This window comes from Mesorhizobium sp. M4A.F.Ca.ET.050.02.1.1 (assembly GCF_003997725.1).
In the GTDB taxonomy this organism is placed as follows: domain Bacteria; phylum Pseudomonadota; class Alphaproteobacteria; order Rhizobiales; family Rhizobiaceae; genus Mesorhizobium.
Window position 1 is genome coordinate 1 of record NZ_RZSG01000076.1, and the last position, 13,785, is coordinate 13,785.

The following is a 13,785-nucleotide window of genomic DNA, read 5'->3' on the forward strand; positions in this document are numbered from 1 at the left end:
GGGCGTTGCCGAATTGCGCAAGATGGTCGCGCATTTCGGCCTCGATGTCGTCGAGGCCTATATGGGCCACGTCCAGGACAATGCCGCAGAGAGCGTGCGGCGCGTGCTGGAACGGCTTCCCGACACCTCCGACTATGAATATCCCACCGACACCGGCCAGGTGATCAGGGTCAGGATTTCTGTCGATCGGCAAAAGCGCGAAGCAACGGTCGACTTCACCGGAACCTCGAAGGTGGAAAAGAACAATTTCAACGCGCCGGAACCCGTCGCCCGCGCCGCCGTGCTCTATGCCTTCCGCGTCATGGTCGAGGACATGATCCCGATGAACGCCGGGTGTCTCAGGCCGATCAACATCGTCATCCCCGACGACTGTATGCTGAAGCCTTCATATCCGGCAGCAGTCGTCGCCGGCAATGTCGAGACCTCGCAGCATGTGACCAATGCGCTGTTCGGCGCCATGGGCGCGATGGCCAATGCGCAAGGGACGATGAACAACCTCACCTTCGGCAACAAGCAGTACCAGTATTACGAGACGATCTGCTCGGGCTCGCCCGCCGGCCAAATGAACTCCGGCCGCGGTTTTGCCGGCACCTCAGGCGTCCATACCCATATGACGAATTCCCGCCTCACCGATCCGGAAGTGCTGGAACTGCGCTTCCCCGTGCTGCTCGAGGATTTCCACATTCGCGAAGGCTCCGGCGGCAAGGGCAGATGGGATGCCGGCGACGGCACGAAGCGCACCATCCGTTTCCTCGAAAGGATGGAATGCGCGATCCTGTCCTCACACCGCAACCGGCCACCGCAAGGCCTGGACGGCGGCGGCGACGGTGAGGCGGGCTCCACCAAGGTCCGTCGAAACAATGGCGCCATCGATGTGCTGAAAGCCTGCGACCAGACCGTTCTCGACGCCGGCGAGGCCGTCATCGTCACCACGCCGACCCCTGGAGGATTTGGCAGGAAGGCCTGATTTGGCGTCAACAGGCTGTCACCAGCCTGTCATGACCCTGCGCTACCCGCTTGCGCCAACACAAACGGGGAATCAACTTGCCATGACGGACGTTTCCGGAGATCTGGTTTTTCGTCGCGGCAAGGAAGTTGGAAAAGCCGTCTACCAGAATCGCCCGCTGTCGAAGGCCGGCATCTCGGAGCGGCTCTTCGCCTTCCTGTTTTCCGGCCTCGTCTATCCGCAGATCTGGGAAGACCCCGATGTCGACATGGAGGCCATGCAGCTTGGCGCCGGCCACCGCATCGTCACCATCGCGTCGGGCGGCTGCAACATCCTCGCCTACCTCACCCGTTCGCCCGAACGGATTGATGCCGTCGACCTCAACGCCGCCCATATCGCGCTGAACCGTATGAAGCTCGAGGCGGTGCGCCGCCTGCCGTCGCAGGGCGACCTGTTCCGCTTCTTCGGCGCCGCCGACCCCAGCCACAATTCGGAAGCCTACGACCGCTTCATCGCGCCGCATCTCGATCCGGTCAGCCGCCACTACTGGGAGCGCCGCAACTGGCGCGGCCGCCGGCGCATCGAGGTCTTCGACCATAATTTCTACCAGACCGGCCTGCTCGGCCTGTTCATCGCCATGGGCCATCGCGTCGGCAAGTTCTTTGGCGTCGACCCCGCCGGCATCATGCAGGCCAGCAACATCGGCGAGCAGCGCCGCTTCTTCAACGAGGAGCTGGCGCCGGTCTTCGAAAAGCCGCTGCTGAAATGGGCGACGTCGCGCAAGGCTTCGCTGTTCGGTCTCGGCATTCCGCCGGCGCAGTACGATTCGCTGATCACCTCGGGCGACGGCACGATGGCCAGCGTGCTCAAGGCCAGGTTGGAAAAGCTCGCCTGCGATTTCCCGCTGAACACCAACTATTTCGCCTGGCAGGCCTTTGCCCGCCGCTATCCCGAGCCCGGCGAGGCAGCACTCCCCGCCTATCTGGAGAAGCGGAATTACAAGGTGATCCGCGACAACATCGACCGCGTCGCCATCAACCACACCAACCTGATCGAGTTCCTCGCCGGCAAGGATGCGGGCGCGGTCGACCGCTTCATCCTGCTCGACGCGCAGGACTGGATGACCGACGACCAGCTCAACGCGCTGTGGGCCGAGATCACCCGCACGGCATCGGCCGGCGCCCGCGTCATCTTCCGCACGGCGGCCGAGCCCAGCCTGCTGCCCGGTCGCGTCTCCAACTCGCTGCTTGACCAGTGGAGCTACGAGGCCGAGGCCTCGCGCGACTTCTCCGCGCGCGACCGTTCGGCCATCTATGGCGGCTTCCACCTCTATGTGAAGCGCTGATGAGCACCACCGAACTGCCCGCCAGCCATGCCGAGCTGATGGACGGCGTCTATCGCTGGCAGCGCCACATCTACGATCTCACCCGCAAATACTATCTGCTCGGCCGCGACCGCCTGATATCAGGACTGGAGGTGCCCCCGGGCGGAACCGTGCTCGAGCTCGGCTGCGGCACCGGCCGCAACATCATCCTCGCCGCCCGCCGCTATCCCGAGGCGCGCTTCTTCGGCCTCGATATCTCGGCGGAAATGCTGGAGACGGCGGCAGCAGCCATCGCCCGCGAAAACCGGTCCGGCCGCGTCACTCTGGCGCTCGGCGACGCCACCAATTTCGACGCTGGCACGCTCTACGGCGTCGCGCGTTTCGACCGCATCTTCGTGTCCTACTCGTTGTCGATGATCCCGGGCTGGGAAAAAACGGTTTCAGCGGCACTCGCCGCGCTGGCGCCAGGCGGCTCCCTGCATGTCGTCGATTTCGGTCAGCAGGAGGGCCTGCCGCGCTGGTTCCGGGCGCTGCTGCGCGGCTGGCTCAAAAGATTCCACGTCGCGCCGCGTGAATCGCTGCGCGAGGTTTTGGAATCAGAATCCGAGCGAACCGGCGCAACCTTCCATTTCAGAACGCTTTATCGCGGCTACGCTTGGCTCGGCGTGATCGGCGCAGCCAGGTAGTCAGTGAAGCGCCTCCACCAACGCGCCAACCATCACCTGCGGGCGATAGTTGAGCTTGGCCGGTGTCAGTCCAAGCCGCACCACCACCAGCTGCTCCGACGGGATGATGGCGACCGTCTGGCCGTCATGCCCCTCCATCCAATAGGTGTCCTTGGGCAGGCCGGCCGCGACGCCGGCGCCAGGGTTCTCCTCATCGCCCGGCCCTTCGATCCATAACTGGCCTTTGCCGTAGACCTTCGAGGCCGCCGCCGGCTCCCGCATCCAGTCGACGAAGCCGGCGGGCAGGAGCTGATTGCCGTTCCAGACCCCGCCCTGCAGCAGGAACTGACCGAACCGCGCCCAGTCATGCGCCGTGGCGTAGAGATAGGACGAGCCGACAAAGCTGCCCTGCTCGTCGGTTTCGAGCACGGCGCTGTGCATGCCGAGCGGCTCGAACAACGACGTCCGCGGCCAGGTCAGCGCCTTGGCCTTGTCGCCGATGGCGTCCTGCCACAGCCGCGACAGCATCACCGCCGTGCCGCTCGAATAGGAAAACACCTTGCCCACCTCGCCGGTCAGCGGCTTGGCTTCGGCAAAACCCGCCATGTCGGGTTCGAGATAGAGCATGCGCGTCACATCGGCGACGTCGCCATAATCCTCGTTGAACTCCAGCCCGCTCGACATCGCCATCAGGTCGGCAAGGCTGATCGCGGCGCGCCCATCCGCCTTCCAGGGCGCGAACAGGCCCTTGTTGTCGATCGCCAGCTTGCCGTCCTTGACCAGCGTGCCGACGATGGCGGCATTGACCGTCTTGGTCATCGACCAGCCGAGCAGCGGCGTCTTTGCAGAAAAGCCCTCGCCATAGCGCTCGGCGACGATATGGCTGTTCTTCACCACGACCACGGCGCGCATGCCGGCGCCGGCCATGGCCGCGTCGTCGACGATCTTCGCGATTTCTGGATTCTGCGAGGCGTCCACTCGCTCACCCTCCGGCCACAGCGCATCCTGCCTGGTGGCGGCCGGCCCGGCGTAGATCGCCGTCTGCCTCGCCTTGCCGGTGTTGCCGTCCGGAACGGTAGCGCAGCCTAGCCCGTCGCGCGCGACGGCCACGCTTTTGCCGAGCACGCCGAACAGGCCTGCCGAGACCATGCCGCGTTCCTTGTCCACCGACACTCTCATCAGCCTGAGCAGCGGATGGCCCGGCGCCTGGACATCGACGGCGAGCACCTGGTTGGCGTCGCGCCCGGCGATGAAAACGTTCGAGCACACGATCTTGGCCGAATAGCCGGAACCGACGCGGATCAGTTCGGGCGGCGCGACATAGAGCCAGGCGACCAACGCTGCTATCGCCAGCACGACCAGGCCGAGCAACCATTTGACGATCTTGACGACGATCCGCATCTCACCCCCTGCGTGTGGCGCCCGATTTATGCCATCGATTTGCCGCCATTGCTGCCTCAAAATCTCGGCTGCTGTCGAGCGCCGTCAACCGAATATCAACCATGATCGGCGATCACATGATGCATGTCGCCCAAAAGTGCGCAGCGGTTTTGGGACAACGACATGCACTGGAAAGAGAGATTAAAGCGCGCCAAAAGGGTGCGCTTTGAGGAGACTGGACGTTCCTGTGGGGTGATCGTCCGGCGGGGGACGGCCAAGGGGGCCACCCGAAACGACCCATCAGCGGCCGGCTGAACCCGGCTCAGGAGTAGCGATGCGCCGTCTTGCGGCCCTCATCATGCTGACGCTGCTGGGCGCCTGCTCGACCGTTGACGACCTGACGCCGGTGATGTCCTCCAGCAGCCCGATGGTTGCGGTGCGCGCACCGCGCTTCGAGGATTCCAAGCCGCATGAGTGGGACAGCGGTGCGCCGTGGAGCTTTGCCATCCACGGTACCGACGTCTCGAAATACCAGACATCGGTGGACTGGCCGGCAGCCAAGGCGAGCGGCATTTCCTTCGCCTTCATCAAGGCGACCGAGGGCGGCGACCGCTTCGACGACTATTTCAACGAGCACTGGGCGCGCACGAGAGCCGTGGGAATTCCGCGCGCGGCCTATCATTTCTTCTATTTCTGCACACCCGCCGCCACGCAGGCGCGCTGGTTCATCGCCAACGTCCCCAAAGACCGTTCGGCGATGCCGCCGGTGCTCGATATGGAATGGAACCCGAAATCGCCGACGTGCCGGCTGCGGCCCGACCCGGCCACGGTGCGCGCGGAGATGACCACTTTCCTCGAAATCGTCGAGCGGCACTACGGCAAGAAGCCGATCATCTACACCTCGATCGACTTCTTCGACGACAACGGCCTCGCGACCTTCCGCGGCTATCCCTATTGGCTGCGCTCGGTCGCTGGCCACCCTCGCCAGAAGTATGGCAGCCACCCCTTCACCTTCTGGCAATATACCGGAACCGGCATCGTTCCGGGCATGACCGGCAAATCCGACATCAACGTTTTCAACGGCTCGGAAGTCGCCTGGAACAAGTGGCTGCGGCAGAACACCCGTTGACATGAGCCGTCCTGCCTGCTTTTCGACACGACCAGCGGCGATGTATTGAGCTGCTGGCAGTCCGGAGCGGCGTACCAGGCGGGTGCCCGAGGACGCTCCTGAGCTTTGAATCACGCATGGTCCTGGCCAGAACCGGTTCGGGTTCGGCGGGGCGTGCGCCGGTTTCGAAAGGGAAGCGATGCGATTGCGTGTTGACATCTTGGCGGCGCTGGTTGTCGGCGCTCTTGCCTGGCCGGCGGCGGCGCAGGAGTGCGGAGACGATTTCAACACCTGGAAACAGGGCGTGGAGGCGGAAGCCAAGGCGGCCGGCGTCGGCGCCGTCGGCCTGAACGCGCTGGAACAGGCGAGCCTCGACGACAAGGTCCTGGCTCGTGACCGCGCCCAGGGCGTCTTCACCCAGACCTTCACCGAATTCTCCAACCGCATGATCTCGGCTTACCGCCTGAAGCAGGGCGGAGCCAATCTGAAGAAATACGCCGACGTCTTCGCCCGCGCCGACCAGGAATTCGGCGTCCAGGCGCCCGTCATCGCCGCCTTTTGGGCGCTCGAGACCGATTTCGGCGCCGTCCAGGGCGATTTCCACACGCTGAGCGCGCTGGTGACGCTCTCGCATGACTGCCGCCGCCCGCAGCTTTTCCGTCCCCAACTCGTGCCGCTATTGACGCTGATCGATCGCGGCGTCCTGCCTGCCGACGTGACCGGCGCCTGGGCCGGTGAGATCGGCCAGACGCAGATCCTGCCGACCGACTACCTTGCCCGCGGCGTCGACGGCGACGGCGACGGCATCGTCGACTTGCGTCACAGCGTGCCGGACGTGATCATGACCACGGCCAACAAGGTGCTGTCGCGCGGCTGGAAGCGCGACCAGCCCTGGATCGAGGAAGTCCGGGCGCCCGACGACATGCCCTGGGACCAGACCGGCCGCACCAACAAGCTGCCTTTGCCGCAATGGGCCGCCTGGGGCGTCACCAACCCGGACGGCACGCCGCTCATCGACAACGGCCTCAAGGCCGGACTGGCGCTGCCGATGGGCCGCAAGGGACCGGCCTTCCTCACCTACGACAATTTCGACGTCTATCTCGAATGGAACCAGTCATTCACCTACGCGCTGACCGCGGCCAACCTTGCCGCCCGGCTGGCGGGCGCCCCACAACTCGATCCACGCGATCCCGAACCCGGCCTCAGCGGCGATCAGATGAAGGCGCTGCAGACGAAGCTCGAAGCCAAAGGCTACGATGTCGGCACAGTCGACGGCATCCTCGGCACCAACACCCGCGAGGCAATCCGCAAGGAACAGATGCGGCTTGGCCTCCCGGTGGACGGTTGGCCCACGCCGGAGCTTTTGGCGAGGCTGTAGTCGTTGGCGCGAGCACGTTGAAAGCAATGTATGAGCGGCTTCGACCCAAAGAACGGCTACACGCCGATTACCGCGTCTCCGAAACCGTGGGCTGACATCGAGGCATTCTACGCTTCACTTATCCAAGAATCGTTCGATCAAAAGCCTTTGGTCAATCTCATTCGCCACATCCGTTCTGCCTATGCGGAGGGCAGATTCCACGCCTTCACTTCGATGCACACGTTGGTCATCAGCGTGAACAATCCCATTGAATTCAACCGCGAAAACCTGCGCGTTGACTATCTCCCCGACCGTCGTGAGTGGGAGTTCACCTACTTTTCAAAGCCCTTCAAGGCGGCCGAATTCAGCAGACGCTATCCTGCGCCACTGGGCATCGAGAAATTTGACAATTTCGTAAGAATGATCGGCTGGTAGGCCATCTCCAACGGATTTCAATCCGCCATCGTCTCCAAACTCGCGAAACCCTGCGGCGCATCGCCCTCGTCGAACGGTGTCGTCACCTCGACGAAAGTGTCGGGGAAGAAGCCGTTGAAGCGGGTCCGCAGCGACAATGAGTAAGCCCCGATATGGCCGATCTCGATCCAGTCGCCGGTGTCGACCGTTTCCGGCAGCCAGAATGGTCTGGACAGGATGTCGACGGAATCGCAGGTCGCGCCGCAGACCTTGAACGGCACGATGTTCTTCTCTTCGCCGTTGCGCGAACGGATCGCCGGATCCGGGATGAAGCGCGCCGGCAGCGTGATCTTGCCCGTCCATGAATCCGACAACGATGCCCAGATACCGTCATTGATGTAGAGCCGCTTGCCCTTGCGCAAGAGCACGCGCACGATCAGCGACAGGCAGCGCGCAACGATCACCCGTCCGGGCTCCGCCACCAGCGGCACCTGGTCGAACTGGTATTCCTTGATGTCGCCCGACAGCCGCGACATGATCTGGCCGAGCGATGGCATTTCGACCTGCTTGCGGTTGGGATCATGGCCATACTCGGCCGGAAAGCCGCCACCTACATCGAGCCCGGCAATGTCGAAGGTCAGTCGGTTGCGCACCCAGTCTGCCGAGGCCAGCGCCCGCTCATAGGTGTCCGGGTCCTCGATCTGGCTGCCGACATGGAAGCAGAGCCCGACCTTGTAGCCGGTGCGGTTGAGCCGCTCGGCGAGTTCCACCGCATTGGCCGGCCCGGCGCCGAACTTCTTCGACAGTTCGTAGGCGGCCGATCCCTTTGTCTGGATGCGCACAAAGACAGTGATGGCGCCAGGATCGATGTCGAGCGCCCGCACCACCCTGGTCAGCTTGGTGATCTCGTCCTCATGGTCGAGCGAGATGACGCGGATGCCGTATTTCTCCAGCGCCAGCTTGATGTCGGACTGCGCTTTGATCGGATGCATGTAGAGCATCTCGGCATCGGGGGAGACGGCGCGCACGGCGGCGAACTCGCCGGGCGAAGCGACGTCGAAAGCGGTGACGCCAGCCTCGGCCAGCGCCTTCAGCACGATCTGCTCGCCATTGGTCTTGACCGCATAGGCCGTCTTGCCGGGAAACATGCCCATGAACTGCAGGGCGTCGGCCCTCAGCACCTGCGGGCGAAAACAATAGACCGGATCGTCCGGACGAAGCGCCAGCGCCGCCTCGCGGGCATTCTCGAATCGCTGCATGGACGAATCCCTCAAACTAGGCTGCGCACAATTAATCCAAGCTAGCGGCCAAAGAAAACAATTCTGTGTCTCGGCCTGTTACGGCTGCTGAGCTAAGCCGGTTGTGGGAAGAGCTAGGCCAGCCGCCAGGTTTCGGGTGGCGCTTGCTTCGGAACCGCATATGGCTTGAACAGGACATTCGACAGGATTGGCATTCCGACGGTCCGGGAGGGCAAGCATATGGCAACAGCAGCAGCCACCGCCACGGCTCGCGGCCCGATGACGCTTGCCGATTGGGGACAGCTGCTTTTGCTCGGCGCGATCTGGGGCGGGTCGTTCTTCTTCGCCCGCATCGCCGTCTCGGAACTTTCGCCCCTGGTGCTGGTGCTGTTTCGTGTCGCCATCGCGGCGGCAGCGCTCCAGCTCTATCTGGCGGTGCGCGGCCCTTCCTTCCGCCTCGCCCTCCCGCACGCAGGCCTGTTATTCCTGCTGGCGCTTGCCAACAATGTCGTCCCTTTCCCGCTGATCTTCGCCGGCCAGACAGAACTTGGCGCCGGTATCGCCTCGGTGCTCAACGCCACCACGCCGTTCTGGACCCTGGTCCTCGCCAATGCGCTGACATCTGACGAGAAACTGTCCTGGAACAAGCTTGCCGGCATTGCGCTCGGCATCGCCGGCACGGCGGTGATGATCGGTCCCGGCCTGCTTGCCGGGCTCGGCGGTCCGGTCTGGGCGAAATTCGCGCTGATCGGCGCCTCGCTGTCCTACGCCATCGCGCTGATGATCGCCCGCCGCTTCAAGGGCCTGCCCTCGCCGGTCATCGCCACCGGACAATTGACCGCCTCGACCATCATCATGATCCCGGTCGTGCTCCTCGCCCATGGTCCTGCCGGTTTGTTTGCGGCCTCGCCACCTGTCTGGGCGGCGGTGCTGGGGCTGGCGCTGCTCTCCACCGCCTTCGCCTACATTCTCTATTTCAACCTTGTCGCCTCGGCCGGCGCCACCAACGCCTCGCTGGTCACGCTCATCGTACCGGTTAGCGCCATGCTGCTCGGTTTCCTGTTCCTGGGAGAGCGGCTCGAGCTGTTCGAAATGGGCGGCATGGCATTGATCGGGCTGGGCCTCGTCACCATCGATGGGCGCTTGTTCGGCCAACGCTGACGCTCGTTGTTCGCCGGACGCAAGGCCGATCTAGATCCTTTGATTGACTTCCGCATCGCGCATTTCAAATCGGATGTCGATGCGGCAAGGCCGTCCGAGTCAACCCTGGTAGCGCTGCCATGCCCAGCTTCCGCCGCAGCCCCGCCACAATTTATTCACAAGCCCTAAGCCGACTTTTGCCGAAGAGTTTCAATGCCTAACGGCAAAAGCTAGGTCGCAAATTCCACAATCACGTCGCATTGCAGCACATTTTCCGCTTGCCTGTGGCACAAATGACCCTAGACTCCTGCCATAGCTCTTAAGAGGAGGCTATGACATGGGACTGACGAGGCCAATCAACGCATTGATGATTTGTGCAGCGTTTGCATTCATCGGCGCCCTAATCATAGGCGTTCTTCCGTAACCGCCAGAGCGGAAGAAAACAGCAGCTGACAGTCAATTCATTTCGAAAGGCCGGGTTTCACCCGGCCTTTTGCATTTCATGTCACGACGACAGCTCAGGCCGCGGCCGAGCCCGCCGCTTCCGCTTCATGCGAGCGGATGCCGATCATGTGGCAGATGGCAAAGACCAGGTCGGCGCGGTTCATTGTGTAGAAATGGAAGTCGCTGACGCCGCGTTCGACCAGGTCCAGCACCTGCTCGGCCGCCACGGCGGAGGCCACCAGCGCATGCGTCTGCGGGTCGTTCTGCAATCCCTCGAAGCGTTCGGCCAGCCACGCCGGCACCAGCGCGCCGCAGCGCGCCGAGAAATTGGCGACCTGGGTGAAATTGTGCACCGGCAGGATGCCCGGCACGATCGGAATATAGATGCCTGCCCGCCGCGCCCGCTCGACATAGCGCTCGTAGAGATCGTTGTCGAAGAAGAACTGGGTGATGGCGCGGGTCGCGCCATTGTCGGCCTTGCGCTTCAGCATGTCGAAGTCGGTGGCGAAGTCGGGGCTTTCCGGATGCTTTTCCGGGTAGGCGGAGACCGAGATGTCGAAATCGCCGGCGCTCTTCATCGCGCCGACCAGCTCCGCGCCATTGGCATAGCCGTCCGGATGCGGCCTGTAGGCGGTGCCGACGCCAGCGGCCGGATCGCCGCGGAGCGCGACGAAGCGGGTGACGCCCATGTCGGCGAATTCGCGCACCACGGCGTCGACCTGATCGCGCGCGGCGTCGACGCAGGTCATGTGCGCTGCAGGCGTCAGCGTCGTCTCGTTGAGGATGCGCTTGACCGTGCGGGCCGTACGCTCGCGCGTCGAGCCGCCGGCGCCATAGGTCACCGAGACGAATTTCGGCTTGAGCGGCTCCAGCCGGGTGACGGTGTCCCACAGCCTGGCTTCCATCTCGTCCGTCTTCGGCGGGAAGAACTCGAACGAGACCCGAACCTTGTCGCCAATATCGGGGCGGCGGGAAAAGCGGAACTGGTTCATTAGGCTGTTTCCCCAATTTGGTATGCTTTGGCCGGTAGTGTGTCGTTTGAGGGGTCGGCGATCAGCATGCGGCGGTCGCGGCCGAGCCACAGCTTGACGGTGAGCCTGGCCTCGGCCTGGCCGCGCGGCTCGAATTCCTGGCTGTCCTCGAGCGCGAGGCCCGCCTCGGCGAACCATTCTGCGATCTGCCGGTCGGAAAAGCCGAGCCGCATATGCGCGTGCTGATCGCGCAGGAACTCCAGCGCATGCGGCGCGAAATCGACGATCACCAGCCGGCCAGCCGGGCGCAGCAGCCTGGCCGCCTCACGGATGGCGCGGGCGGGATCGTCGAGATAGTGCAGCACCTGGTGGATTGTGACGAGATCAAAGGCGTCGCGCTCGACCGGCGGCGCGAAGATGTCGCCCTGCCGCACCTGCGCATTGGCAATGCCGGCCTTGTCGAGATTGGCGCGAGCCACAGTCAGCATCTCGCGCGACATGTCGATGCCGACGCCGCGCCGGTAGAGCGGCGAAAATATCTCGAGCAGCCGGCCGGTTCCGGTGCCGAGGTCGAGCATCGACTGGAACGGCCGCTTGCCGACGAGCTTGAGCAGCGCTGCCTCGACGGCGCGGTCCGGCACATGCAGCGAGCGGATGTGATCCCAACTCGCGGCATTCTCGGAGAAATATTCGGCGGCGCGGTCCTGCCGCTTGCGCTTGACCGCCGCCAGCCGCTCGAGGTCCCGCTCGACCTGCGGATCGGCGCCGCGGATGCCGGAAACCAGCCTCAGCACGAAATCGCGCGCGGCATCCGTATCAGACAAGCGGAAGAAGGCCCACGACCCCTCCTGGTAGCGCCCGATCAGTCCCGCCTCCAGCAGCAGCTTCAGATGGCGCGACACGCGCGGCTGCGACTGGCCGAGAATTTCGGTAAGATCGGAAACGGTCAGGTCGCCGCGCGACAGGAGCGCGAGGATGCGCAGCCGGCTGGATTCGGCAGCTGCCTTGAGGGTGTCCACCATCGTGTCGAGCGAAACATGCATGAGTGTTTCTCTTTGAAAAAGATATAAACATATGTTTATGTCGATTTTGACAACCATGCAAGACCAATGTCGCTTCCGGACAAGAAAATGACGCATGCATGATTCACAGGCGGAAACCGTTTTTCGGAAGAGCGAGGCCAGAGCCATGTTCGAGACACGTGAAGGCGAAAGGCTGCTGGAAACTGATCCGGCCGCCATGCCGCGGGACGGCCATGTCGTCTTCATCGGCCGGATCGCCTCGCCATGGACGAGTCGCGCGACCTGCCCGAAGAACATGCGGGCGGCGCGCAAGATGGGACAGGCGGCGGTGCTGACGATCGACCCGGCCTATCGCGAGGGCCTTGCCGGGCTGGATCGCGCCAGCCATGTCATCATCCTGTCCTGGTTCGATCAGGCGCCGCGGAATCTGATTGTGCAGAAACCACGCCACGCTGCTGAGCCGAAAGGCGTTTTTTCGTTGCGCTCCCCTGCCCGGCCGAATCCCGTCGGGCTGCATGTGGCGAAGCTCGTCGCACTCGACATCGAAGCCGGACGTCTCGACCTCGATGCCATTGACGTGCTCGATGGCACGCCGGTCATCGACATAAAGCCCTATTTTGCCTCGACCGATGCGTTTGCCGAGGCGGTCATTGCCGGACGCGACGAGTGATGAAAGCGCCGACCAACCGCCGCCGCGCCATCGCCAAGGCGCTGACCACCCTGTTGCCGCTGGCACCCTACGCCGACATCGAGAAGATCCGCGCCGACGCTGGCTCGGCGCGTCTGCACAATCTGCCGGCGTCGATCTCCGTCTGGCTGGCGACGATCGCCCATATCCGCCACGTCCACACCGACTATGAGAAGCTCTTGGCCGAGGGCTATGACCGCGACTCCGCGCGCTTCTTCGTCATCGAACAGACCAACATCGTGCTGACCCGCTGGCGCGCCACGCGCCTGCTGGAATCCGACGACGAGGAGGAATGAGGCAACCGCCCTCCCTGGGTGGACCCGAGGCCAAACAGGGGCAGCGGGCTGGCTCTACTGCATAGGGGACAGCGCGCTAGCCTGTCTTGTCACATCGAGCAGGGACGACCGCGATGAGCCAGAACGCTGCTGCCACCACGCCCACCGGGCCTGTTCTATCAGACCGCCACATCGATCCGCATGCCTATCCCCACGGCGTCGCCTTTCTCGACGGGCAATACCTGCCGATGTCGCAAGCCAAGATCTCCGTGCTGGACTGGGGTTTCCTGCATTCCGACGCCACTTACGACACCGTCCATGTCTGGGACGGCAGCTTCTTCCGGCTGGATCTGCATCTCGATCGCTTCTTCGGCGGGCTGGAGAAGCTGCGCATGACGATTCCGTTCGACCGCGAAGCGGTGACCGAGATCCTGCACAATTGCGTGGCGCTGTCCGGCCATCGCGCCGCCTATGTCGAAATGCTGTGCACGCGCGGCGCCTCGCCCACCTTCAGCCGCGACCCGCGCCAGGCGGTGAACCGCTTCATGGCCTTCGCCGTGCCGTTCGGCTCCGTCGCCAATGCCGAGCAGTTGCGGCGCGGTCTGCATGTCGCGATCAGCGACAAGGTGCGCATCCCGCCGGCCTCGGTCGATCCGTCGATCAAGAACTACCACTGGCTCGACCTGGTGCGCGGCCTCTACGACGCCTATGACCGTGGCGCCGAAACCGCGCTGATCCTCGATTTCAACGGCAATGTCGCCGAGGGCCCGGGCTTCAACGTTTTCCTGGTCAAGGACGCCAAATTGTCGACGC

At 63.7% G+C, this 13,785-nt stretch carries 14 protein-coding genes; 10 read left to right on the forward strand and 4 right to left on the reverse strand.

Features of this window, described 5'->3' with window-relative positions; all coding sequences use genetic code 11:
* The 3 genes from EOA33_RS08620 to EOA33_RS08630 form a co-directional block, all read left to right on the forward strand.
* On the forward strand, positions 1 to 967 hold a 967-nt coding region (locus tag EOA33_RS08620; protein ID WP_190234229.1), incomplete at its 5' end, for a hydantoinase B/oxoprolinase family protein.
* Between the two features lie 31 nt (positions 968 to 998).
* Complete coding sequence (locus EOA33_RS08625) at positions 999 to 2,291, forward strand: DUF3419 family protein (protein WP_127405422.1); 1,293 nt, start codon at positions 999 to 1,001, stop codon at positions 2,289 to 2,291.
* On the forward strand, positions 2,291 to 2,956 hold the full coding sequence (locus EOA33_RS08630; RefSeq protein ID WP_127405423.1) for a class I SAM-dependent methyltransferase: 666 nt from the start codon (positions 2,291 to 2,293) through the stop codon (positions 2,954 to 2,956). Before EOA33_RS08625 ends, EOA33_RS08630 begins: the two co-directional genes overlap by 1 nt.
* Here the strand turns inward: EOA33_RS08630 and EOA33_RS08635 are convergent, their stop codons facing one another.
* On the reverse strand, positions 2,957 to 4,336 hold the full coding sequence (locus tag EOA33_RS08635) for a serine hydrolase (RefSeq protein WP_127405424.1): 1,380 nt from the start codon (positions 4,334 to 4,336) through the stop codon (positions 2,957 to 2,959). It lies immediately after the preceding gene.
* Positions 4,337 to 4,649: 313 nt separating this feature from the next.
* Between EOA33_RS08635 and EOA33_RS08640 the strand changes: the two genes are divergently transcribed.
* The 3 genes from EOA33_RS08640 to EOA33_RS08650 all read left to right on the forward strand — a co-directional run bounded on the left by EOA33_RS08640 (position 4,650) and on the right by EOA33_RS08650 (position 7,215).
* Positions 4,650 to 5,444 (forward strand): GH25 family lysozyme, encoded by a 795-nt coding sequence (locus EOA33_RS08640; protein WP_127405425.1) that lies wholly within the window; start codon positions 4,650 to 4,652, stop codon positions 5,442 to 5,444.
* A gap of 178 nt (positions 5,445 to 5,622) precedes the next feature.
* Positions 5,623 to 6,801, forward strand: coding sequence for a lytic murein transglycosylase (locus EOA33_RS08645; RefSeq protein WP_127405426.1), 1,179 nt, complete (start codon positions 5,623 to 5,625; stop codon positions 6,799 to 6,801).
* Positions 6,802 to 6,831: 30 nt separating this feature from the next.
* Positions 6,832 to 7,215 (forward strand): hypothetical protein, encoded by a 384-nt coding sequence (locus tag EOA33_RS08650; protein WP_127405427.1) that lies wholly within the window; start codon positions 6,832 to 6,834, stop codon positions 7,213 to 7,215.
* Positions 7,216 to 7,232: 17 nt separating this feature from the next.
* Here EOA33_RS08650 and EOA33_RS08655 read toward each other — a convergent pair whose 3' ends face one another.
* Complete coding sequence (locus tag EOA33_RS08655; protein WP_127405428.1) at positions 7,233 to 8,453, reverse strand: alanine racemase; 1,221 nt, start codon at positions 8,451 to 8,453, stop codon at positions 7,233 to 7,235.
* Between the two features lie 219 nt (positions 8,454 to 8,672).
* On the opposite strand from EOA33_RS08655, the gene EOA33_RS08660 reads away from it, so the two are divergent.
* Positions 8,673 to 9,593, forward strand: coding sequence for a DMT family transporter (locus tag EOA33_RS08660; protein ID WP_127405429.1), 921 nt, complete (start codon positions 8,673 to 8,675; stop codon positions 9,591 to 9,593).
* A gap of 497 nt (positions 9,594 to 10,090) precedes the next feature.
* Here the strand turns inward: EOA33_RS08660 and metF are convergent, their stop codons facing one another.
* Both metF and EOA33_RS08670 read right to left on the reverse strand, forming a co-directional pair.
* On the reverse strand, positions 10,091 to 11,008 hold the full coding sequence (metF, locus tag EOA33_RS08665) for a methylenetetrahydrofolate reductase [NAD(P)H] (protein WP_127405430.1): 918 nt from the start codon (positions 11,006 to 11,008) through the stop codon (positions 10,091 to 10,093).
* Positions 11,008 to 12,030, reverse strand: coding sequence for a metalloregulator ArsR/SmtB family transcription factor (locus EOA33_RS08670; protein ID WP_127405431.1), 1,023 nt, complete (start codon positions 12,028 to 12,030; stop codon positions 11,008 to 11,010). Before EOA33_RS08670 ends, metF begins: the two co-directional genes overlap by 1 nt.
* Positions 12,031 to 12,175: 145 nt before the next feature.
* Between EOA33_RS08670 and tsaA the strand changes: the two genes are divergently transcribed.
* The 3 genes from tsaA to EOA33_RS08685 all read left to right on the forward strand — a co-directional run.
* Positions 12,176 to 12,679 carry a tRNA (N6-threonylcarbamoyladenosine(37)-N6)-methyltransferase TrmO gene (tsaA, locus tag EOA33_RS08675; RefSeq protein WP_127400296.1) on the forward strand — a complete coding sequence of 168 codons (504 nt, stop codon included), beginning with the start codon at positions 12,176 to 12,178 and terminating at the stop codon, positions 12,677 to 12,679.
* The gene (locus EOA33_RS08680; protein WP_126053873.1) at positions 12,679 to 12,993 is read left to right on the forward strand and encodes a DUF2293 domain-containing protein; all 315 of its coding nucleotides are present in this window, start codon (positions 12,679 to 12,681) and stop codon (positions 12,991 to 12,993) included. Before tsaA ends, EOA33_RS08680 begins: the two co-directional genes overlap by 1 nt.
* A gap of 113 nt (positions 12,994 to 13,106) precedes the next feature.
* A partial coding sequence (locus EOA33_RS08685) for an aminotransferase class IV (protein ID WP_127405432.1) occupies positions 13,107 to 13,785 on the forward strand: 679 nt, incomplete at its 3' end.

Excerpts from the sequence above, each read along its gene's own strand:
- EOA33_RS08625 (WP_127405422.1), top strand. The coding sequence starts at position 999 with ATGACCCTGCGCTACCCGCTTGCGCCAACACAAACGGGGAATCAACTT.
- EOA33_RS08630 (WP_127405423.1), top strand. The coding sequence starts at position 2,291 with ATGAGCACCACCGAACTGCCCGCCAGCCATGCCGAGCTGATGGACGGC.
- EOA33_RS08635 (WP_127405424.1), bottom strand. The coding sequence starts at position 4,336 with ATGCGGATCGTCGTCAAGATCGTCAAATGGTTGCTCGGCCTGGTCGTG.
- EOA33_RS08640 (WP_127405425.1), top strand. The coding sequence starts at position 4,650 with ATGCGCCGTCTTGCGGCCCTCATCATGCTGACGCTGCTGGGCGCCTGC.
- EOA33_RS08645 (WP_127405426.1), top strand. The coding sequence starts at position 5,623 with ATGCGATTGCGTGTTGACATCTTGGCGGCGCTGGTTGTCGGCGCTCTT.
- EOA33_RS08650 (WP_127405427.1), top strand. The coding sequence starts at position 6,832 with ATGAGCGGCTTCGACCCAAAGAACGGCTACACGCCGATTACCGCGTCT.
- EOA33_RS08655 (WP_127405428.1), bottom strand. The coding sequence starts at position 8,453 with ATGCAGCGATTCGAGAATGCCCGCGAGGCGGCGCTGGCGCTTCGTCCG.
- EOA33_RS08660 (WP_127405429.1), top strand. The coding sequence starts at position 8,673 with ATGGCAACAGCAGCAGCCACCGCCACGGCTCGCGGCCCGATGACGCTT.
- metF (WP_127405430.1), bottom strand. The coding sequence starts at position 11,008 with ATGAACCAGTTCCGCTTTTCCCGCCGCCCCGATATTGGCGACAAGGTT.
- EOA33_RS08670 (WP_127405431.1), bottom strand. The coding sequence starts at position 12,030 with ATGCATGTTTCGCTCGACACGATGGTGGACACCCTCAAGGCAGCTGCC.
- tsaA (WP_127400296.1), top strand. The coding sequence starts at position 12,176 with ATGTTCGAGACACGTGAAGGCGAAAGGCTGCTGGAAACTGATCCGGCC.
- EOA33_RS08680 (WP_126053873.1), top strand. The coding sequence starts at position 12,679 with ATGAAAGCGCCGACCAACCGCCGCCGCGCCATCGCCAAGGCGCTGACC.